Raw genomic sequence first — 19,276 nt, 5'->3', positions numbered from 1 at the left:
GCATTAGCGAGTGACAGAAAAACCAAAATGACATCATCTTTTTGCGATTTTTCGGTTTTATTGGCGTCAAAAACCCGTTTTCGCCCCTATGGATACAATGTAACGATCGGTGACCTGACGCAGGCCGTCGGGCGTTATACTCTGCGGCTAAATTTTGAAATCGACATACAAGGACTCGCCCATGAAAGCGTTCGGCAAAATCCTGGGTCTGGTACTTCTCGGGCTGTTGCTGATCATTGTGGCTCTGGGCTTTGCCCTGACCCATCTCTTCGATCCCAACGACTATAAAGACGAGATTCGCCAGATTGCCCGCGACAAGGCCCACATCGAGCTGACGCTCAATGGCGATATCGGCTGGAGCCTGTTCCCCTGGCTCGGCCTGGAACTGCACGAAGCCAGCGTGGCGACCCTGACCACGCCGACCCAACCCTTCGCCGACCTGCAAATGCTTGGCCTGTCGGTACGCGTGCTGCCGCTGCTGCGTCGCGAGGTGCAAATGAGCGATGTGCGTGTCGAAGGCCTGAACCTGCGCCTCAACCGCGACAAGCAGGGCCATGGCAACTGGGAAGACATCGGCAAGACCGCGCCGGTGGCAACTGCCGGAACCCCCGCGCCAGCGCAAGCGCCTGCCGAGCCCGAAGCGGAAAAACCGTCCAAGCCGATCCGCCTGGATATCGACAGCCTGACGGTCAACAACGCCCGCGTCGAATACAACGATGAACAGACCGGCAAGCAATTCAGCGCTGAAAGTATCCAGCTGAGCACCGGCGCCGTGCACGAAGGTGCGAGCATCCCGGTGAAACTCACCGCCTTCTTCGGCAGCAACCAGCCAGTGATGCGCGTCAAGACCGAGCTCAACGGCAACCTGCGTATCGAACGCGCGCTCAAGCGCTACCAGTTCGAAGACATGAAAGTCACCGGCGAAGCCACTGGCGAGCCGCTGCAAGGCAAGACCGTGACCTTCTCCACACAAGGCCAGTTACTGGTGGACCAGGCGGCCAATATCGCCGAATGGACCAACCTGAAGCTCTCGGCCAACCAGTTGCGCGCCTTGGGCGAACTGAAGGTCAACGACCTGGACAAGACCCCGCAACTCAGCGGCGCGCTGTCCATCGCCCAGTTTGACCTGGCCAAGTTCCTCGACAGCGTCGGCAACCCGCTGCCGCCCATGGCCGAGGGCAGCCTGAGCAAGGTCGAGCTGGTCAGCCGCCTCAAGGGCACGCCGACCAGCCTGGCGCTGGAAGACCTGAACCTGAAACTCGATGGCAGCACCTTTACCGGTCGTATCGCCGTGGACGACTTTGCCAAGCAGGCGCTGCGCGTGCAGCTCAAGGGCGATACCTTCAACGCCGACAACTACCTGCCGGCCAAGTCCGAATCCGCCAAGGGCGCGACCGCCGCCCGCCAGGCCGAAGTGCAGAACAGCGAAGCCGGCGCCATGGCGGCCGGGGGCACCACGCCACTGCCGGAAGCACCGACCAAAGGCGCCTGGAGCACCGACAAACTGCTGCCATTGGCCCATCTGCGCAAGCTGGATGTGAATGCCGACCTCGCCTTCGGCCAACTGACCCTGAGTAAATTGCCGATCCAGAATGCCGTGCTGAAAGCGTCCGGCGTCGACGGCCAACTCAAGCTCGACACCCTGAGCGGCGGGCTCTACAACGGCACCTTCCAGGCCAACGGCAGCCTGGACGTGCGCCAGGACATTCCGCTGCTGGCCCTGCAAAGCCGGATCAGGCAGGTGCCGGTCGAACGCATCCTGCAGGCCCAGGGGCAAACGCCGCCGGTGAAAGGCCAGGTCACCCTCGACAGCAACCTCAGCGGCCGCGGCAACAGCCAGAAAGCCCTGATCGACAGCCTCAACGGTACCGCCAGCTTTGTGATCAACAACGGCGTGCTGCTCAACGCCAACCTCGAGCAGCAACTGTGCACCGGTATCGCCCTGCTCAACCGCAAGACCTTGAGCGGCGAACAACGCGGCAAGGACACACCGTTCCAGGAGTTGAAGGGCAACCTGACCTTCCGTAACGGCGTCGCCAACAACCCCGACCTGAAAGTGCGCATCCCCGGGCTGGCGGTCAATGGCAACGGTGACGTCGACCTGCGCGTACTGGGCATGGATTACCGCGTCGGCATCATCGTCGAAGGCGACCAGCGCGAAGTACCGGACCCGGCCTGCGAAGTCGGCGCCAACTTCCAGGGCATCGAAGTGCCGCTGCGCTGCCGTGGCCCACTGGAACTCGGTGCCAAGGCCTGCCGCCTGGACAAGGACGGCCTGAGCCAGGTCGCGATCAAGGCGGCCGGCAACAAGCTCAGCGAGAAGCTGGAAGAGAAGCTCGACAAGGTCAATCCGCAGCTCAAAGATGCTTTGAAAGGCCTGTTCAAACGATGAAAAACGAGCAGTTTTCAACGGCGGTGCTGGACTGGTACGACCGCCACGGCCGCCATGACCTGCCCTGGCAACAGGGCATCACGCCTTACCGGGTGTGGGTTTCGGAGATCATGCTGCAGCAGACCCAGGTCAGCACGGTGCTCAATTACTTCGACCGCTTCATGGCCTCCCTGCCAACGGTCGAAGCCCTGGCCGCCGCGCCGGAGGACGAAGTGCTGCACCTGTGGACCGGCCTGGGTTATTACACTCGGGCGCGCAACCTGCAAAAGACCGCGAAAATCATCGTGGCCGAGTACGGCGGCGAGTTTCCCAGGGATGTGGAAAAACTCACCGAGTTGCCCGGCATCGGCCTGTCCACCGCCGGCGCGATTGCCAGCCTGAGCATGGGCCTGCGCGCGCCGATCCTCGATGGCAACGTCAAACGCGTGCTGGCGCGCTTCACCGCACAAGAGGGCTACCCCGGCGAACCCAAGGTGGCCAAGCAGCTGTGGGCCACCGCGGAGCGCTTCACACCCCATGATCGTGTCAACGCCTACACCCAGGCGATGATGGACATGGGCGCCACCCTCTGCACCCGCAGCAAGCCCAGCTGCCTGCTGTGCCCGCTGGAAAAAGGCTGCGAAGCCCACCTGCTCGGCCTGGAGACACGCTACCCGATCCCCAAGCCGCGCAAGAGCATCCCGCAGAAGCGCACGCTGATGCCGATGCTGGCCAATGCCGAAGGCGCCATCCTGCTTTACCGCCGCCCCTCCACCGGCCTGTGGGGCGGCTTGTGGAGCCTGCCCGAACTGGACGACCTGCAAGACCTCGAACACCTGGCCAACCAGCACGCTCTCGAGCTGGGCGAGCACCAGGCACTGCCGGGGCTGATCCACACCTTCAGCCACTTCCAGCTGGCCATCGAACCCTGGCTGGTGCAGGTCGAGGAATCCGCCCATCACGTGGCCGAGGCCGACTGGCTCTGGTATAACCTCGCCACCCCGCCGCGCCTGGGCCTTGCCGCCCCGGTAAAGAAACTGCTGAAACGCGCGGCCGATGTATTGAACGCAGGAGAGTCGTCATGACCCGCACCGTAATGTGCCGCAAGTACAACGAAGAATTGCCAGGCCTGGAACGCCCTCCGTACCCAGGTGCGAAGGGCCAGGACATTTTCGATCACATCTCCGCCCAGGCATGGGGCGACTGGCTGAAACACCAGACGCTGCTGATCAATGAAAAACGCCTGAACATGATGAACGCCGAAGACCGTAAATACCTGTCAGGCGAAATGGACAAGTTCTTTTCCGGCGAGGATTACGCCAAGGCTGACGGCTACGTGCCGCCTGCTCAATAATTGATCAAAAATCGGGATCGGCACGTAAGCGACGGTAATAATTAAATATTTTTTGAAAACTTGCTTGACGACCCCCTGAAAAACCCGTTTAATGCGCCCCGTTGCCCAGATAGCTCAGTCGGTAGAGCAGGGGATTGAAAATCCCCGTGTCGGCGGTTCGATTCCGTCTCTGGGCACCACTAATTAGTTTCAGGTGGTGCAAAAACCACCCGAAAGCCCACAAGAAGCCCGCCCAGTGCGGGCTTTTTGTTGTCGGGGATTTATAGATGCCGCCTGGGGCGATCGAGCATCGCCCCAGGGGATTTCAGTTAGCTGCGATCCGACATCAATGTGAACACTGCCACCCGCTCCTGATCGGATATCTCAAAGCCGCGCTCTTCCACCCGATCCAGCCAGCCCTGGGCTGACAGCTGCTCGCCAAAGCGTACCAGGCGCCCGTAACGCTCGAAGACCGCCCTCAACACATTGATCATCGCCGGATAGCTGCAACCGCCATCAAAGCCAATGCTCAGCCTTCCGATTCGCGAGCGCTCAATTACGTAGCCACTGACGGGCCGCTTAAAGTCCTTTTTCGTCATATCCCTGTGCTTCCAATACGGCAAGTTCAAAAAACGGCACAGCCAATTTGACCGACCGGTCACTCGATCGGCAAACATACAGCAAGGTGCCAGGTCACTTCAGCAAAAACACCATCAGCGGGTTGTCGTTCAATCGCCCCTCTAGGCTCGGCTGCAGGCGCTCCAGGGGCGTTCCCGGCAACAGCGCCGTTTCCTTGCGTGCCACGATCACCCAGGCAGGACGGGGCAAAGCATCCAGCCGTCCAACCTCGTTACCCGCGATAAACACGGGCTGCTCGTCGTGGTCCAGGTTCATCATGTAGCGCACGGCCCAGGTATCACGCCCCAGGTTGAGAAACACCAAGGTACCCGGCTGCTTCACGCGAAGCGCCTCCACCTGCCCCACGAATCTCCGGGTATCGAACTGCAAATCCTTGGCCGGCTCCACGACAGCCACCAACACCAGCCATTGCGCCGCCAATGCAACGAGGCTGAGCCACACCAGTCGCTGCGGCCGTCGCCAGACACCCAGCGCCGCCACTTGCAGCACCAACAGGACAGCAATCAGTAGCGGCAACGAAACGTTAGGCCAGTAACCGTGCTTCTGCCACCCATGCCGACAGACAAACACGGCAACCACGCACAGCGCCGGCAGCGCCGCGACAAGCCACTCGTAGCCCCTACGCACGCCCGAAAGCCAGCCTTGCGCCTGAAGCAGCCCATAGGCCGCGACAGCCGCAAACATCGGCACCATGGGCAGAATGTAATAGGCACGCTTGAAATGCGGCACCGACAAGCCAAGCAGGATCATCAACCCACAGGCACCGAGCCGCACCACCAATTGCACCGGATCATCAAACCGCTCCGCCCAACGATGACGCAGCGCAACCAATGTGACCAACGCCAGCGGCACCACGGGGAAGTAACGGTACAGGCTCAGCTGGAAGTAGAAATAGAACGGCTCGCCGCTTTCATCAAGGCGCCCGCCCACTTGCATCTTGAACACTTCATCGGCAAACCCATCGCCGCCGCTGATGCGCGCCAGCTTCACCAACAGCCACCAACAGGCCGCCAGCAACACCAGGCCGACGATGCCGTGGATCAACACCTGCCTGACCCGCGCTCCAGGTCTGCCCAGCGCCCAATACACGCACACCACGCCGCAGACTTCGATCAAGCCCAGCGGGCCGCGTATCGCGAAACCCAGGATGAACAGCGGGAACACCGCAAGTTGCCTGAGCCGCGAACCCAGGCGCTCACCACTGTGCAGCAGGTAGAAACTGCCGACACACAGCACCGCCACCATCTGGTCCAGGCATACCGAGCGGGACTTTTCGAGCAATTGGGTGGTGAGCAACGTCAGCAGCACCGTGAGCAACGCCCACGGGCGACTCGCCGGGACCAGCAAGCGATAGATCAAGGCTACGACCCCGGCGGATGCAAGGGCAGTGGGCAGCACATTGGCCAAATGGTTGGGCGCACCGAACAACCGGGCAAATACGTAACTGAAGAAGGTCGCGGTACCAGGGTAGTCCGCGTAAGGCTGCCCATAGGTGGTGGGGAAAAGACTCGCGCCATGGCGAAACATTTCCTGCAGGAACAGCGCCCAGCGCCCGTCAAAGCCCTGGGGTTGCTGGTCCCAGATACCCAGCGTGAACAGCAACAGCGCGAACAGGAAAATGCCCAGGGACTCCAGGCGGAAACGGTTGCAGTGATCCATGGGTTGGCCTGTCAGGTAGGGAACGCCGACCTAGGGTGCCGAACGTATCCCTAATAGCACCTGAACAAACCTGAACATTCACGTTTCACCGACCAGCAGGCCACACCAGCCTCGGGATCAGGCGCACGTAGATCAACTCGCCCACCAACTCGACCAGGGTTTGCAGGATCACCGCCGTCGCCGCCACGCCGCGCACGTCTTCTGGCAACGCCAGGGCCAGCGGCAACACCACCAATGAGTTACGCGTCGATGCGCTGAACGTCACCGCCCGTGCCGTCGCCGCCGGCAGCGCGAACAGCCTCGCAGCCAACGCCCCGATCACCGGCGCCAGCAACAGGAACGCCACGTACACCGGGATCACCGGCAGCAACAGGTTAATGTCACGCACCACCGAAGTGATTTGCGAACCGATCACCACCACCAACACCAGCGCCATCGCCGGCACCGGCAACCATGCCCAGGCGTCGCTCCAAGCACTGACGCCCGACGAGCGCCGTGCCAGGAATGTGGTGATCACCGCCAGCCCCATGGGCAGCACGATCAACAACAGGAACGCCTCGATAAACGGCCCCGCCTGCACCACCACCCCGGACTGCGCCCCCAGCATCAACCCCAGGTACACCGGCAACAGCAGCAACTGCAGCAACAACAGCACCGGCGTCGCCGCCAGCATCAAGCGCGAGTCGCCTTTACCGATATGGGTAAACACCACCACATAGTCGATACACGGCGTCAGCAACACCAGCAATGCGCCCACCAGCAACGCCGGGCGCTCCACCAGGCCACGGGTCAACCCCCACACCAGCAGCGGCACGAGGATGAAATTGGCCAGCAGCAGCGCCGACAGAAAGCGCTTATGGCCCAAGCCCTGGCGCAGGTCCAGAAAAGGAATTTGCAGGAACATCGCATACATCAACACCGCGATGGCGGGCGTGACCAGCGCGCCGAGGCCCTGGGCCAACGAAGGCGCGAGCAGGCCGAACGCACCAGCCAGGAGGACAGCGGCGAAGTAGAGGGGGATCTGGTTGTGTTCGAGGGTGTCGCGGGTCATGAAAACGCTCTGGTGGATCGCAGAGGTGCAAGCCTATGCGTCTACTGGCGCGAGGTCGAGTGCAGCGGACCGGTCGCCTCTGAAGGATATTCTTGGCGTGTATGCAATACGGTCAGGATCTCGACCTGTTCCATAACGCGATAGACGACCCGATAGTTTGGATGAACAACCATTTCACGAGTGCCGGACAAGCGCCCTTGCCTGAATCCGTGTGGCATTGACGATAAAGCCTCAGCGGCCGCCACAATCGTACGGTGCAACGAAGCGGCGGAAGCGGCGTTGTACTGCTCGATGTAATCAATAACTTCGGTCAAGGCGACGATAGCCTCAGGTCGCTATTTAACGAGCAGCACGACGAGCTTTGCGCCTCTCTTCCAGCATCCTCTCGACTTCTGCCATTGCCTCATCGTGTGGAATACTTGGGTGAGGATCATCAATGGAAGCCTGTACCTTGGCACGAAACCAACGGTCGTAGCTGGCAGCCTGCTCTTCAGTTTCAAACTCTGAAACGATGGGAGAACGTGGGATGCTCATGGCGACCTCCGGAATAGGTGCCTGCCAGTCTAATCTGTCCATGGTTTGCTGTCGTTTCTCTCGGATCTATGGCTTTCGCCGGGGCTCTGCACGCTTTGCGAGCGCCGAAGGTTAATGACCCAATCAAAGGGCAGACAAGTGCTGGCAAACTGGCTAGCTGTTACTAAAAAATAATAATCCACGCAGGGGCTTCGAAACGATGAATTTGAATGACGCCTCTTCAGTAGAACTTGCAACTACACCCCAAAATAGCCAAAGCGAATCCTTCAAGGAATCCGCCGCAGACGGCCACCCCCTCGGCGGCTTCACCTGGCGCCACCCGCGCACCGACCTAGAACGCCCGGTCGTCATCATCAACGCCGCCACCTCCGTGCGTTGCCGCCACTACTCACGTTTCGCCGACTACCTGTTTGCCAACGGCTTTGACGTGATCACCTACGACTATCGCGGCATCGGCGAGTCCCGCAGCGGTTCGTTGCGTGGGTTCAAGGCGTCGTGGTCGGATTGGGGCACGCTGGATTTCGAAGCGATCCTGCTGCGGGCGCAGCGGGAGTTTCCAGGCCAGCCGATTGATGTGGTCGGCCACAGTTTTGGTGGCTGTGCGGCGGGGCTGGGCGCATCCGGCGCGGTGATCCGGCGAATCGTGACCGTGGGCGCGCAGTTCGCCTACTGGCGCGATTACGCCGCCGCCGGGCGCTGGCAGATGTTTGCCAAATGGCATGTGGTCATGCCGATGGTCACGGCACTCTGCGGATATTTCCCCGGCAAGCGCCTGGGTTGGCTGGAGGATACGCCGGCAGGCGTGGTGCGCGACTGGAGCACGCCAACGCCCAGGTATGAGACGCGGCCCAGCGGGCGGGCCCTGGCGGACTTGCCATTCAGTCGCGTGAAGGCGCAGGTGCTGGCGATCAGCATCACCGATGACCCCTTCGGCACCGTGGCGGCGATTGAACGGTTGCTGGGTTACTTCGACGGCAGCGAGCGCACCCATCTGCGCATCGCCCCGGAAGACATCGGCGAAAAACAGGTCGGACATTTCGCGTTCTTTCGCAGGGAGTATCAGGATCGGTTGTGGCCGATTGCACTGGCCTGGCTGCAACACGGTCAATTAACGGCGGATACCCTTGGGATTTCCCTCAACCTGCGCTTCAATACCCCACCCAGATCCTGACCCAAGGACGTGAGCCCATGGCCTCGCCGAACAAGCAGCAAAAACGTGCCCACCGGGCCAAGGCCAAGGCCAAGCAGAACCGCACCCAGCGCGCCGTCGCGAGCAAACCGGATGCGTTTGCCGGCGATGACGACCGGATTGACCTTGAGTCAGTGGATTTGACCGAGCTGTTCGTGGAGATGCGCACCGCCGGCGAGACCAGCCAGCAGGCCCTCTGCGCGGTATTCCTGGCCCACCCGCTGCTCGCGCTGGTGCTGGAGCAGGAAGGCGAAGAAGAAGCCACCGACTTTATCCTGGCGGCACTGATCGAGTATCGGCAGTGGGCCACCGACAGCGACGATGAAGCCGCCGCACTGGCGTGGATCGAATCGCCGCAGTTCCAGGCGGATTACGTCGCCGCATCCGAGGCCCTCACCAACTAAAACCAAATGTGGGAGGGGGCTTGCCCCCTCCCACATTTGAACTGCGGCGCAATCGAGCACCGCATTCCATCACATCAATTCAGCACCGCAGCGCCCACTCTCTGCGCCTTGCGACGGCTGGACACAAACAACCCCGCCGCCACTACCAGCAAGCTCAAGACCCCGGTCGCGATGATCTCGACCCGATGCGCTTCCTGGAACAGCATGATGGTCAATGTGCCGACGATGAATACCATCACCGCGTAGGTCAGGCCTGGGAACAGCCACATCTTGAAGACAATTTTCTCGCCCGCCGCCATGCGCTTCTGGCGCATGCGCAGTTGCGACACCGCAATCACCAGGTACACCAGCAGCGCGATGGCGCCAGAGCTGGCCAGCAGGAATTCGAACACCGCTGCCGGCGCCACGTAGTTGGCAAATACCGCCAGGAACGCCGCGCCGGTGGACAGCAATACCGCCCAGTAAGGCGTGCCGCTTTTGTTGGTGCGCTTGGCCACGGCCGGTGCATCGCCGCGACGGCCCAGGGAGAACAGCATGCGCGAAGCGGTGTACAGCGCCGAGTTCAGGCAGCTGGTCACGGCAACCAGAACCACCAGGTCGACGATCAGCTTGGCGTTCGGGATACCCATGCGTTCCAGCACGGTCTGGTAGGAACCTACCGCCGCCAAGGTCGGATCATTCCAAGGCACCAGGGACACGACGATGAAGATCGACAACAGGTAGAACAAACCAATCCGCCAGATCACCGAGTTGGTGGCCTTGGTGATTTGCTGGCCCGGGTTCTTCGATTCAGCGGCGGCGATGGTGACGATCTCGGTGCCCATGAAGGAGAACATGGTGGTCAGGATCGCTGCCAATACCGCGCCCATGCCGTTGGGCATAAAGCCTTGGGTGTCAAAGAGGTGGGAAACGCCGCTGACCTGGCTGGTCGGCAGGAAGCCGAAAATCGCCGCCAGGCCGAGGATCACAAAGCCCACGATCGCCACGACCTTGATCAACGCGAACCAGAACTCGAACTCACCGTAGTTCTTCACGCTGAACAGGTTGGTGGCCGTCAGCAGCAACGTGATGATCAGCGTGAAGGCCCAGATGGCCACATCCGGGAACCAGGCGTTGAGAATGGTCGCGGCGGCGTTGGCTTCCAATGGAATCACCAGCACCCAGAACCACCAGTACAGCCAGCCGATGGTAAAGCCGGCCCAGTGACCGATCGCACGGTCGGCATAGGTGGAGAACGAACCGGTGTCCGGCGACGCCACGGCCATTTCGGCCAGCATGCGCATCACCAAGACCACCAGCGTACCCGCTGCGGCATATGCCAGCAGGACCGCAGGGCCAGCGGCAGCAATCGCGTGGCCGGAGCCGACAAACAAACCGGCACCAATGACGCCGGCAATCGACAACATGGTGACGTGACGCGGTTTGAGCCCCTGTTCGAGGTCATTGGAGCTTTGCGTACTACTCATTGACACACCTTTGCGAGGAATTGCGAAAACGGTCCGCCCGGCCTGGGCTCTTCCTCGTGAAAAGAAACCAACAGGGCGTTCTTTATTTTTTACGCAAGATTTGCGCCAAAATGTTACAAAACCGCGATTGACGCGGCCTGCAGGACGATTCACCAGTCATCGCAAGTCATTGAGAACAATGGCATTTCGCTATAGCGTTACCGTGCGACTCACTTTCAAGACGAACAAGCGCACCAAAAACACACACGAAAAGTACGCGGCGCGCCATAAAAGGGCCGATAGCTACCGTTTGCCCGTTTAACCCTTCCAACACCCGGCCAAAGCTGGCACCATCGCGCCCTTTTTCACGCGAAGCCTGCGGATTCACGGGTTAAAACGGTTGTTCGGTTGTTGATGGCGCGACACCCTGCTGTGCCGATGCGACACCCTGCCGCACACCGCCCGTTTACCGCCCGCCGCGCTGTTGGCCGCCATCAGGACGCTATGCTAGCTTGGCGCCTCGCCAGGAAGGCGGCCCAACAGCGAAGATCGCAATGAACACAATGAGGACCCCACATGGCCGAGGCCACGCCCGCGCTTGAAATCCGCAACTTGCATAAACGCTATGGTGAGCTGGAGGTACTCAAAGGTATCTCGCTGACCGCTCGCGACGGCGATGTGATCTCGATCCTGGGTTCCTCCGGTTCCGGCAAGTCCACGTTCCTGCGCTGCATCAACCTGCTGGAAAACCCGCACCAGGGCCAGATCCTCGTGGCCGGCGAAGAGCTCAAGCTCAAGGCCGCGAAAAACGGCGAGCTGATGGCCGCAGACGGCAAGCAGATCAACCGCCTGCGCAGCGAAATCGGTTTTGTGTTTCAAAACTTTAACCTGTGGCCGCACATGAGCATCCTCGACAACATCATCGAGGCCCCTCGCCGTGTGCTCGGCCAGAGCAAGGCCGAGGCAATAGAAGTGGCCGAAGCCCTGCTGGACAAGGTCGGCATCGCCGACAAGCGCCATGCCTACCCCGCGCAATTGTCCGGCGGCCAGCAACAACGGGCGGCCATCGCGCGCACCCTGGCGATGCAGCCCAAGGTCATCCTGTTCGACGAACCCACTTCAGCCCTTGACCCGGAAATGGTCCAGGAAGTACTTAATGTGATCCGCGCGCTGGCCGAAGAAGGCCGCACCATGCTGCTGGTCACCCACGAAATGGGCTTCGCCCGTCAGGTCTCCAGTGAAGTGGTGTTCCTCCACCAGGGCCTGATCGAAGAGCAAGGATCGCCACAGCAGGTGTTTGAAAACCCGCTTTCGGCGCGCTGCAAACAATTCATGTCCAGCAACCGCTAACGGAGCAACATGCATGCAGAACTATAAAAAATTCCTTCTGGCCGCGGCCGTCTCGATGGCGTTCAGCGCCACGGCCATGGCAGAAACCTTGACCATGGGGATCGAGGCGGCCTACCCGCCGTTCAACAATAAAGACGCCAGCGGCCAAGTGGTCGGCTTCGACAAAGACATCGGCGACGCCCTGTGCGCCAAGATGAAAGTCGAAAAGTGCGACGTGTATGTGTCCGACTGGGACGGCATCATCCCGGCCCTGAATGCCAAGAAGTTCGACTTCCTGGTGTCCTCGCTGTCGATCACCGACGAGCGCAAGCAAGCCGTCGACTTCACCGACCCGTACTACTCCAACAAGCTGCAGTTCATCGCGCCCAAAGCCACCGCAGACTTCAAGACCGACGCCGCCTACCTGAAGGGCAAGGTCATCGGCGCCCAACGCGCGACGCTGGCCGGCACCTACCTGGAAGACAAGCTGCCTGACACCGAAGCCAAGCTCTACGACACTCAGGAAAACGCCTACCTTGACCTGACGTCCGGCCGCCTCGACGGGATCCTCGCCGACAAGTACGTGCAGTACGAATGGCTCAAGAGCAAAGACGGCCTGGCCTACGAGTTCAAGGGCGACCCGGTTGTCGAGAGCGACAAGATCGGTATCGCCGTACGCAAGGGCGACCCGCTGCGCGAGCGCCTGAACAAAGCCCTGGCAGAGATCAAGGCAGACGGCACCTACAAGAAGATCAACGACAAGTACTTCCCGTTCAGCATCGAATGACCTGAACGGCCTGCCCGGCGCGCTGACTTGAGCGCGCCGGCTTTCAGCAATGCCTGCCGCGATATGAAGACACCATGAATTTCGATCTCTACGGATTCGGCCCGGCGCTCGCTGCCGGCGCGCTGATGACCGTCAAACTGGCGCTCACGGCGTTATGCCTGGGGCTGGTACTCGGCCTCGCCGGTGCCCTGGCCAAGACTTCCCCGTACAAGCCGTTGCAATGGCTGGGCGGTACTTACTCGACAATCGTTCGCGGTGTGCCGGAGCTGCTGTGGGTGCTGCTGATCTACTTCGGCACGATCAACGCCATGCGCTCACTGGGTGAGTTGCTCGATATTCCCGACCTGTCCCTCAGCGCCTTTGCCGCTGGCGTGATCGCCCTGGGCCTGTGTTTCGGCGCCTACGCCACGGAAGTGCTGCGGGGTGCAATCATCTCCATTCCCAAAGGCCACCGCGAAGCGGGTGTGGCGCTGGGTCTGTCGAAGTTTCGTATCTTTACCCGGTTGATCATGCCGCAGATGTGGCGCATCGCCCTGCCGGGCCTGGGCAATCTGTTCCTGATCCTGATGAAAGATACCGCGCTGGTCACGGTCATCGGCCTCGAAGAAATCATGCGCCATGCGCAGATCGCCGTAACCGTCACCAAACAGCCTTTCACCTTCTATATGGTCGCCGCATTCATCTACCTGGGCCTGACGTCGCTGTCGATGGTGGCCATGCACTTCCTGGAACAACGCGCCGCCCGCGGCTTCGTGAGGACGACGTAATGGAATGGGAAGTCATCATCAAGTGGCTGCCGAAGTTTATCCAGGGCGCCATCCTGACCCTGGAGCTGGTGAGCATCGCTGTGATCCTCGGCCTGATCCTGGCCATCCCCCTGGGTATCGCGCGCTCGTCCAAGCACCTGTCTGTGCGCGCCCTGCCCTACGCCTATATCTTTTTCTTTCGCGGCACGCCGCTGCTGGTGCAGTTGTTCCTGGTCTATTACGGACTGGCCCAATTCGACAGCATCCGCTCAAGCTTCATGTGGAAGTACCTGCGCGATCCGTTCTGGTGTGCCACCGCCACCATGACGCTACACACCGCCGCGTACATCGCCGAGATCCTGCGGGGTGCCATCCAGGCCATTCCGCCTGGGGAAATCGAAGCCGCCCGTGCGTTGGGCATGTCCAGGCCCAAGACGCTGTTCTACATCGTACTGCCCCGGGCCGCGCGCATCGGATTGCCGGCCTACAGCAACGAAGTGATCCTGATGCTCAAGGCCAGCTCGCTGGCGAGCACCGTGACCCTGCTGGAACTGACCGGCATGGCCAGGACGATCATCGCGCGCAACTACCTGACGGTGGAGATGTTCTTCACCGCCGGCGTGTTCTACCTGCTGATCTCCTTCCTGCTGGTACGCGGCTTCAGGCTGCTGGAACGCTGGCTGCGCGTCGATGCCTGCCAGGGACGTTGAAGCCCGCTTCGAGGCGCTGGATGCGTTTCTGATCGAGCACCAAGGGCTGTGGCGACCACGGCCCTTTACTCATCGGCAGTTGCCTTGGGAAACCGAGCATCCGCAACTGGCCCGATGGCTGCGTCAACGCTCGTTGTCCGACGCGGAAACCAGCCACAACCATCCCCACACCCTACCGGCGCCGGCGCCTTTTCCCTCACTGGCCCGCGAAGCCTTGCGCCTCAGTGCTGTGGATAAGTTACCGACGCAGCCCCTGCAACCGGCGGCGCGCCGCCTGAATGTCGACGTACCCGGGCGCAAGTGGCAGCAAATCGAAGCCTTCGGCGCCGCGCTGCAGTTTGCGCAAACACCCCGGCATTGGCTGGACTGGTGCGCCGGCAAGGGCCACCTCGGCCGCCGCCTGCTGCACACCAACCAACAGCTGACCTGCCTGGAATGCGACCCGGCGCTGATCGCGGCAGGCCAGGCCTTGAGCGACCACCACGGCCTGCCCGTCACCCACCGCCTGCAAGATGTCATGGCGGACGTGAGCCTAGACCCCGAGCACACCCCCGTCGCCCTGCATGCCTGCGGCGACCTGCATGTGCGCCTGCTGCAATTGGCCAGTGCCGCCGGCTGCAAGCAACTGGCCGTGGCGCCGTGCTGCTACAACCGCATCAACACGGACGCCTACCAGCCGCTGTCCGAAGCGGGCCGTGCTTCAGCCTTGCAGTTGTCGGTCGACGATCTTGGCCTGCCCCTCAGCGAAACCGTCACGGCCGGTAAACGCGTGCGGCTGCAGCGGGACATCTCCATGGCGCGCCGCCTGGGTTTCGATCAGTTACAACGCCAGTTACGCCACTGCGACGAGTACCTGCCTACCCCTTCCCTGCCCGCCGGTTGGCTGGACAAACCCTTCGCCGACTACTGCCAGGCGTTGGCCAGTATCAAAGGGTTATCCACAGGTGAACAGGATTGGGCGGCGCTGGAAGCGCACGGCTGGCAACGTTTGGCCGAGGTCAGGAACCTGGAATTGCTGCGTGGGCTGTTTCGGCGCCCACTTGAAGTGTGGCTGGTACTGGATCGGGCACTGTTTCTTGGCGAACGTGGCTACAGGGTCGAAGTGGGCAGCTTCTGCGAAACCACACTGACACCACGCAACTTGATGGTGCTTGCCGAGCGCGATTAAGGGGCAGGATTGTCGCACCCCAGCCTGTGGATAACTCTGTTGATGGAATCTTTACAAGGCCTGTGGCTACCTGCGCTACAGGCAAAAAGCCACGTTGTTCATTTTTTGTTCACAGAATAAAACGCACGTAAAACAGGCAGTTGCGGGGTGTTGAGAATGGCTCCACAACCTGATCATTTCGCGACAGCCCAAACAACCAATTGTGCATAAGCATCTGGCGTCAAGCACATAAACCGGCATTTACAGTTGCTTTTTGCGGGCAATCAGCAGACGGCAAAGCTCATTGATATCGTCACCGGCCAGGCTCAACGCCTGGCTGTCCAGCGGGTCGGCGCCGAACGCCAGGGCTTCGCTGATCCCTACGTCGTGATGCACCTCAAACGGCTCTTTCGTCCCCAGTCGCTGCCGGAATGCCTCAACCATATCCAGGCTGAAGGCACTGTCCTCATCCAGCTGGTTAAGCACGTAGTGAACGTGCGGCGCTCGGTCGCGCTCAAGGTGCGGCGCCAGCAGCCCATCGAGTTGGTCCAGGGTTCCCAGGGACGCCGCGTCGGCCTGGGCGACCACCAGCACCACATCCGCCACGCTCACGGCTTGATGGAAATAGACGCTGTTACCGGCGGGGGTATCGAGGATCACCGTGTGGCGGGCGTCCAGGCCCAAGGCGTGCAGCCGCTGCGCCAGCCAGTACGGTTCATGTTTCAGCCAGCGCTGCAGGGTGTCCTGCTGCTGGATATCGGTGTCGCCAAAGGTAATGACGCGGCTGCCGACAAAACCGGGCTGCTGGATGTGTTTCCAATGCGCATTCTGCAGGCTGGCGAGGCCGATGCCCGGTGAGGTCGGAGCGACACCGAAGTGACGGCGCAAGGCGTTTTGCGGGTCCAGGTCCACCGCCACCACCGATTCGCCCAGGCGCTGCAAACCACTGCTCAACAGGGTGGCCAGGGTGCTGCGCCCCACGCCTCCGTTGACCGACACCAGCGCCACCACGCAAGGGCGCCGCTCGGCCTTCTCCATCAGTGCGGACTGTACAGTGGAATCTTGAGGGGGAAAGGGGGTGCCATCCTCCACGGGAATGCTGCCAAAAAAGTGCAGTCGCGAATTCAGGCCACGGGGGTCACGCCTGACATCTTTGCCAAGCAGAGCAAGAAGACCGTCGGTAAAGCTCATAGCGCACCCTCCTCACGGCGAAGCTTAAAGACGTGAAAAGGTCAGCTGATACGACTGCTTACCGCAGGTCTTCTTATGGTCGCCCTTGTGCAGGCAGTCTGCTTCAAGCGCACAAAAGTGTCATTATTTTGATGGCTAAGCCGTCTATTTTTTAGATAAACGGCAAAACGTCAAATTACCGACCAATGCTGATCGCGTCGTATGGAGTCTGCAGATCCCGCTCAGGGATTTCCCAAATCAACAACTTCGGCGGGGTTTGCTTGAACGCCGGGCTGTCGAAGTACGCCTTGGCTGCGCCGGAGAACTCGCCGCCGTCCTTGCTGAAATTGCCCACGGGAGCGTTCAGGGCTTTCTGCAGGAAGCCGACAAAGTTGGAATTGCGCGAGAACGAAGTACCGATCAGTGCCACATTGGGCAACCCGGCGTCGCCGAACAGGTCATCAGTGTTGCTGGTGGCGCCACCCGCTTCGTGGGCGGAGCTGGCCGCGACCGACTCTCCCGGGGGCTGCAACTTCGGCGGTAACCAGTCGAGACCGGCCAGGCGCACCAGATCACCGGGGCGCACGGCAAGCGGTGCCTGGGTGATCTCAAAGGTTTGCTCGGGCGTAGCCTTGATCTCACGTTGCTGGATGCGTTTTGCCAGCGCCTGGGCGCCGGCGTTGGAGCCGATTTCGCTCCAGTGGGTGTCGGTGCGCAGGTATGCCTCGGGCCCGAGGGGTTTTAAGGTATCAGTGAGGTCCAGCGCGGACACTCCAGCGGCCTGCAAAGTGGCCGTCCAGTCCTGAATCCGGCTGTTGAGCACTGCCGGTCGGTACAAGCCACACAGCTGGGCAACCGCAATGCGGCTCTTGTCCGGTACCACCACCACTTGCAGCTCGATACCTTTTTCACCCAGTTGCCGCTGCAGGTCGATCACGGCCTGGGCCTTGGTCTGTGCGTTGGCCTGGGCGTGGCGGTTGATGCGCAGTTCATCGCTGATAAACAGCCAGCCCGGGCAACCCGGCCGCACGCGTGGGCCGGTGTCGCCGAACGCCAGCCAGCTTGCGCCACGTTCCAGGTTGGCCGCCTGGATCGCCATCGGCGCCTTGGCCAGTTCCTTGGCGAAACGGTGGGTCAACTCACCGTGCAGCAGCATGTCGCTGTCGACCTTGGCGGGCAAGAAGCTGATCGGCCCCTTCACCATCAGCCAGGCGCAGGACAGCAGCCCCGCCGCCAGGAAGGGCACCAGCACCCAGGCCGCCAGGGGGCTGGTGCGAACAGCCAAGTCGCTCGGAGGAGTCGGCGCGGTAGGAGCGGGCATGGTCGGGCGTCCTTAGAACTGAAAGTACAGAAACGGTACGGCGTCGCGGCTGGCGATCAGCGCGAACGACAACACAAACCCGGCCACCGGCCACAACGAAGCGGCCACCACAAACCAGGGCTGGGTACCGAAACGCTGCTCGCAACGCACCTGCCAGATCGGCGCAATGATGCATACCAGGCCCAGCAACGCCGCCATGCCGTGGGCCGGGCGCATGGCCACGGCCATGGCGTCACCCAAGGCCACGCCATGCATACCGAACTGGCCGGCGTACATGGTCAGTGCCGAATGGAAGTCCGGCGCGCGGAACAAGGTCCAGGCCAGGCACACAAACAGCAACGTCAGGATGTGCGACAGCACCGGCGGAATGCGCGGCAGGCTCGACCGCGACCAGGCGCGATCCACACACAGCGCGATACCATGCGCCGCCCCCCACAACAGGTAGTTCCAACTGTCGCCGCCGTGCCACAACCCGGCGATTGCCATGGTCAGGAACAGGTTGCGATAGGTACGCCACACGCCGTCGCGGTTACCGCCCAGGGCGATGTACAGGTAGTCGCGCAACCAACTGGACAACGACAAGTGCCAACGACGCCAGAAGTCCTGGATGCTGCTGGCCAGGTACGGGCGGTTGAAGTTTTCCGGGAAGTGAAAGCCCAGCATCAGGCCCAGGCCGATGGCCATGGCGCTGTAGCCGGCGAAGTCGAAGAACAGTTGCAGCGAATAAGCCAGGCAACCGATCCACGCATCCACCAGGCTGGGGTTTTCCAGGTGGAAGGCAATGTCCACCAATGGCGACAAGGTGTCCGCCACCAGCACTTTCATGCCCATGCCGATCATGAAGCGCCGCGCGCCGAGGGAGAAATTCGGCCAGTTGAAATAACGCTGGTTAAGCTCACGGCGAACCCAGTCATAACGGATGATCGGGCCTGCAATCGAGTGGCCGAACATCGAAATGTACGTGGCGTAATTAATGAAGCTGCGTTCCACCGGCACCGTATGACGGTGCACGTCCACCAGGTAGGAAATCGCCTGCAGCACGATAAATGACAAGCCGGCCGGCAAGGCCACGCGCTGCCAATCCAGCGGCATGGCGCCGTACCAGGTGATCACCTCGCTCACGGTACCGGCGACGATGTTGGCGTACTTGTACCAACACAGCACCGCCGTGTTGAACACAATCAACGCGATCAACAGGCGCACCCGGCCTTTGCCGTCCTCACGGGAACGGTCCACCAGCAGGCCGCCGACCCATGCCACCACGGTCAACACCATGTGCAGGAACAGGAACAACGGGCTCAGCCAGCCGTAGAACAACCAGCTGCCGATCAACAGGATGACGTTGCGCCAGCTCGGACGAGCCAGGGCATAGATCAACAGGAAGGCCGGCAGGAACAGCGTGAGGAATTCGAGTGAGGCAAAGACCATGGTGGTGTCGGGC

19 protein-coding genes and 1 tRNA gene are annotated in these 19,276 nt (G+C 61.3%); 11 read left to right on the top strand and 9 right to left on the bottom strand.

Annotated elements, in window-relative coordinates:
* The first annotated feature begins 181 nt into the window (after nt 1-181).
* The 4 genes from BLW22_RS31810 to BLW22_RS31795 all read left to right on the top strand — a co-directional run bounded on the left by BLW22_RS31810 (nt 182) and on the right by BLW22_RS31795 (nt 3,904).
* Nucleotides 182-2,392 carry an AsmA family protein gene (locus BLW22_RS31810; protein WP_065925758.1) on the top strand — a complete coding sequence of 737 codons (2,211 nt, stop codon included), beginning with the start codon at nt 182-184 and terminating at the stop codon, nt 2,390-2,392.
* The gene (mutY, locus tag BLW22_RS31805) at nt 2,389-3,456 is read left to right on the top strand and encodes an A/G-specific adenine glycosylase (RefSeq protein ID WP_065925759.1); all 1,068 of its coding nucleotides are present in this window, start codon (nt 2,389-2,391) and stop codon (nt 3,454-3,456) included. The genes BLW22_RS31810 and mutY overlap by 4 nt, the downstream gene beginning before the upstream one ends.
* Nucleotides 3,453-3,725 (top strand): oxidative damage protection protein, encoded by a 273-nt coding sequence (locus BLW22_RS31800; protein WP_027605083.1) that lies wholly within the window; start codon nt 3,453-3,455, stop codon nt 3,723-3,725. The genes mutY and BLW22_RS31800 overlap by 4 nt, the downstream gene beginning before the upstream one ends.
* Before the next feature lie 103 nt (nt 3,726-3,828).
* A tRNA-Phe gene (locus BLW22_RS31795) sits at nt 3,829-3,904 on the top strand.
* Between the two features lie 129 nt (nt 3,905-4,033).
* Here BLW22_RS31795 and BLW22_RS31790 read toward each other — a convergent pair.
* The 5 genes from BLW22_RS31790 to relB form a co-directional block, all read right to left on the bottom strand.
* On the bottom strand, nt 4,034-4,303 hold the full coding sequence (locus BLW22_RS31790; RefSeq protein ID WP_027605084.1) for a hypothetical protein: 270 nt from the start codon (nt 4,301-4,303) through the stop codon (nt 4,034-4,036).
* A 94-nt stretch (nt 4,304-4,397) separates the two neighbouring features.
* Nucleotides 4,398-6,002 carry a hypothetical protein gene (locus tag BLW22_RS31785; protein WP_074848442.1) on the bottom strand — a complete coding sequence of 535 codons (1,605 nt, stop codon included), beginning with the start codon at nt 6,000-6,002 and terminating at the stop codon, nt 4,398-4,400.
* 85 nt (nt 6,003-6,087) lie between these two features.
* Nucleotides 6,088-7,053 carry an arsenic resistance protein gene (locus BLW22_RS31780; protein ID WP_074848440.1) on the bottom strand — a complete coding sequence of 322 codons (966 nt, stop codon included), beginning with the start codon at nt 7,051-7,053 and terminating at the stop codon, nt 6,088-6,090.
* A gap of 41 nt (nt 7,054-7,094) precedes the next feature.
* A complete protein-coding gene (locus BLW22_RS31775) occupies nt 7,095-7,376 on the bottom strand; it encodes a type II toxin-antitoxin system RelE/ParE family toxin (RefSeq protein ID WP_235865642.1) in 282 nt (93 codons plus the stop codon).
* Nucleotides 7,377-7,392: 16 nt separating this feature from the next.
* The gene (gene relB, locus BLW22_RS31770; RefSeq protein WP_074848438.1) at nt 7,393-7,587 is read right to left on the bottom strand and encodes a type II toxin-antitoxin system RelB family antitoxin; all 195 of its coding nucleotides are present in this window, start codon (nt 7,585-7,587) and stop codon (nt 7,393-7,395) included.
* Between the two features lie 199 nt (nt 7,588-7,786).
* On the opposite strand from relB, the gene BLW22_RS31765 reads away from it, so the two are divergent.
* Nucleotides 7,787-8,758: an alpha/beta hydrolase family protein gene (locus tag BLW22_RS31765; protein WP_074848436.1), complete on the top strand. Its 972-nt coding sequence runs from the start codon at nt 7,787-7,789 to the stop codon at nt 8,756-8,758.
* Nucleotides 8,759-8,775: 17 nt separating this feature from the next.
* Nucleotides 8,776-9,180 carry a hypothetical protein gene (locus tag BLW22_RS31760; RefSeq protein WP_027605088.1) on the top strand — a complete coding sequence of 135 codons (405 nt, stop codon included), beginning with the start codon at nt 8,776-8,778 and terminating at the stop codon, nt 9,178-9,180.
* Nucleotides 9,181-9,254: 74 nt separating this feature from the next.
* Here BLW22_RS31760 and gabP read toward each other — a convergent pair whose 3' ends face one another.
* The gene (gabP, locus tag BLW22_RS31755) at nt 9,255-10,646 is read right to left on the bottom strand and encodes a GABA permease (protein WP_065925763.1); all 1,392 of its coding nucleotides are present in this window, start codon (nt 10,644-10,646) and stop codon (nt 9,255-9,257) included.
* Nucleotides 10,647-11,201: 555 nt separating this feature from the next.
* On the opposite strand from gabP, the gene BLW22_RS31750 reads away from it, so the two are divergent.
* From BLW22_RS31750 to BLW22_RS31730, 5 genes are all read left to right on the top strand, one after another.
* A complete protein-coding gene (locus BLW22_RS31750; RefSeq protein WP_065925764.1) occupies nt 11,202-11,975 on the top strand; it encodes an ABC transporter ATP-binding protein in 774 nt (257 codons plus the stop codon).
* Nucleotides 11,976-11,988: 13 nt separating this feature from the next.
* Nucleotides 11,989-12,741 carry an ABC transporter substrate-binding protein gene (locus BLW22_RS31745; RefSeq protein WP_065925765.1) on the top strand — a complete coding sequence of 251 codons (753 nt, stop codon included), beginning with the start codon at nt 11,989-11,991 and terminating at the stop codon, nt 12,739-12,741.
* A gap of 74 nt (nt 12,742-12,815) precedes the next feature.
* Nucleotides 12,816-13,508, top strand: coding sequence for an ABC transporter permease (locus tag BLW22_RS31740; protein WP_027605092.1), 693 nt, complete (start codon nt 12,816-12,818; stop codon nt 13,506-13,508).
* Nucleotides 13,508-14,197, top strand: a complete 690-nt coding sequence (locus BLW22_RS31735) for an ABC transporter permease (RefSeq protein WP_065925766.1) — start codon at nt 13,508-13,510, stop codon at nt 14,195-14,197. Before BLW22_RS31740 ends, BLW22_RS31735 begins: the two co-directional genes overlap by 1 nt.
* Nucleotides 14,178-15,365, top strand: coding sequence for a methyltransferase (locus BLW22_RS31730; protein ID WP_074848433.1), 1,188 nt, complete (start codon nt 14,178-14,180; stop codon nt 15,363-15,365). The genes BLW22_RS31735 and BLW22_RS31730 overlap by 20 nt, the downstream gene beginning before the upstream one ends.
* 240 nt (nt 15,366-15,605) lie before the next feature.
* On the opposite strand, the gene bcsQ is transcribed toward BLW22_RS31730, so the two are convergent.
* The 3 genes from bcsQ to BLW22_RS31715 form a co-directional block, all read right to left on the bottom strand.
* The gene (bcsQ, locus tag BLW22_RS31725) at nt 15,606-16,535 is read right to left on the bottom strand and encodes a cellulose biosynthesis protein BcsQ (RefSeq protein WP_065925768.1); all 930 of its coding nucleotides are present in this window, start codon (nt 16,533-16,535) and stop codon (nt 15,606-15,608) included.
* A gap of 175 nt (nt 16,536-16,710) precedes the next feature.
* Nucleotides 16,711-17,835, bottom strand: coding sequence for an alginate O-acetyltransferase AlgX-related protein (locus BLW22_RS31720; RefSeq protein WP_074848431.1), 1,125 nt, complete (start codon nt 17,833-17,835; stop codon nt 16,711-16,713).
* Between the two features lie 12 nt (nt 17,836-17,847).
* Nucleotides 17,848-19,263 (bottom strand): MBOAT family O-acyltransferase, encoded by a 1,416-nt coding sequence (locus BLW22_RS31715; RefSeq protein WP_027605097.1) that lies wholly within the window; start codon nt 19,261-19,263, stop codon nt 17,848-17,850.
* Nucleotides 19,264-19,276: the final 13 nt, after the last annotated feature.

Source organism: Pseudomonas marginalis, assembly GCF_900105325.1.
GTDB classification, from domain to species: Bacteria; Pseudomonadota; Gammaproteobacteria; order Pseudomonadales; family Pseudomonadaceae; genus Aquipseudomonas; species Aquipseudomonas marginalis.
Note: the sequence above shows the minus strand (reverse complement) of the source record. Positions and strands in the feature narration are given on the sequence as shown.

Bases quoted from the DNA above. Each gene is read 5' to 3' on its own strand.
- BLW22_RS31790 (WP_027605084.1), bottom strand. From the start codon at position 4,303: ATGACGAAAAAGGACTTTAAGCGGCCCGTCAGTGGCTACGTAATTGAG.
- BLW22_RS31760 (WP_027605088.1), top strand. From the start codon at position 8,776: ATGGCCTCGCCGAACAAGCAGCAAAAACGTGCCCACCGGGCCAAGGCC.
- BLW22_RS31780 (WP_074848440.1), bottom strand. From the start codon at position 7,053: ATGACCCGCGACACCCTCGAACACAACCAGATCCCCCTCTACTTCGCC.
- relB (WP_074848438.1), bottom strand. From the start codon at position 7,587: ATGAGCATCCCACGTTCTCCCATCGTTTCAGAGTTTGAAACTGAAGAG.
- bcsQ (WP_065925768.1), bottom strand. From the start codon at position 16,535: ATGAGCTTTACCGACGGTCTTCTTGCTCTGCTTGGCAAAGATGTCAGG.
- BLW22_RS31765 (WP_074848436.1), top strand. From the start codon at position 7,787: ATGAATTTGAATGACGCCTCTTCAGTAGAACTTGCAACTACACCCCAA.
- BLW22_RS31800 (WP_027605083.1), top strand. From the start codon at position 3,453: ATGACCCGCACCGTAATGTGCCGCAAGTACAACGAAGAATTGCCAGGC.
- gabP (WP_065925763.1), bottom strand. From the start codon at position 10,646: ATGAGTAGTACGCAAAGCTCCAATGACCTCGAACAGGGGCTCAAACCG.
- BLW22_RS31720 (WP_074848431.1), bottom strand. From the start codon at position 17,835: ATGCCCGCTCCTACCGCGCCGACTCCTCCGAGCGACTTGGCTGTTCGC.
- BLW22_RS31740 (WP_027605092.1), top strand. From the start codon at position 12,816: ATGAATTTCGATCTCTACGGATTCGGCCCGGCGCTCGCTGCCGGCGCG.
- BLW22_RS31785 (WP_074848442.1), bottom strand. From the start codon at position 6,002: ATGGATCACTGCAACCGTTTCCGCCTGGAGTCCCTGGGCATTTTCCTG.
- BLW22_RS31810 (WP_065925758.1), top strand. From the start codon at position 182: ATGAAAGCGTTCGGCAAAATCCTGGGTCTGGTACTTCTCGGGCTGTTG.
- BLW22_RS31750 (WP_065925764.1), top strand. From the start codon at position 11,202: ATGGCCGAGGCCACGCCCGCGCTTGAAATCCGCAACTTGCATAAACGC.
- BLW22_RS31745 (WP_065925765.1), top strand. From the start codon at position 11,989: ATGCAGAACTATAAAAAATTCCTTCTGGCCGCGGCCGTCTCGATGGCG.
- BLW22_RS31730 (WP_074848433.1), top strand. From the start codon at position 14,178: ATGCCTGCCAGGGACGTTGAAGCCCGCTTCGAGGCGCTGGATGCGTTT.
- BLW22_RS31735 (WP_065925766.1), top strand. From the start codon at position 13,508: ATGGAATGGGAAGTCATCATCAAGTGGCTGCCGAAGTTTATCCAGGGC.
- mutY (WP_065925759.1), top strand. From the start codon at position 2,389: ATGAAAAACGAGCAGTTTTCAACGGCGGTGCTGGACTGGTACGACCGC.
- BLW22_RS31715 (WP_027605097.1), bottom strand. From the start codon at position 19,263: ATGGTCTTTGCCTCACTCGAATTCCTCACGCTGTTCCTGCCGGCCTTC.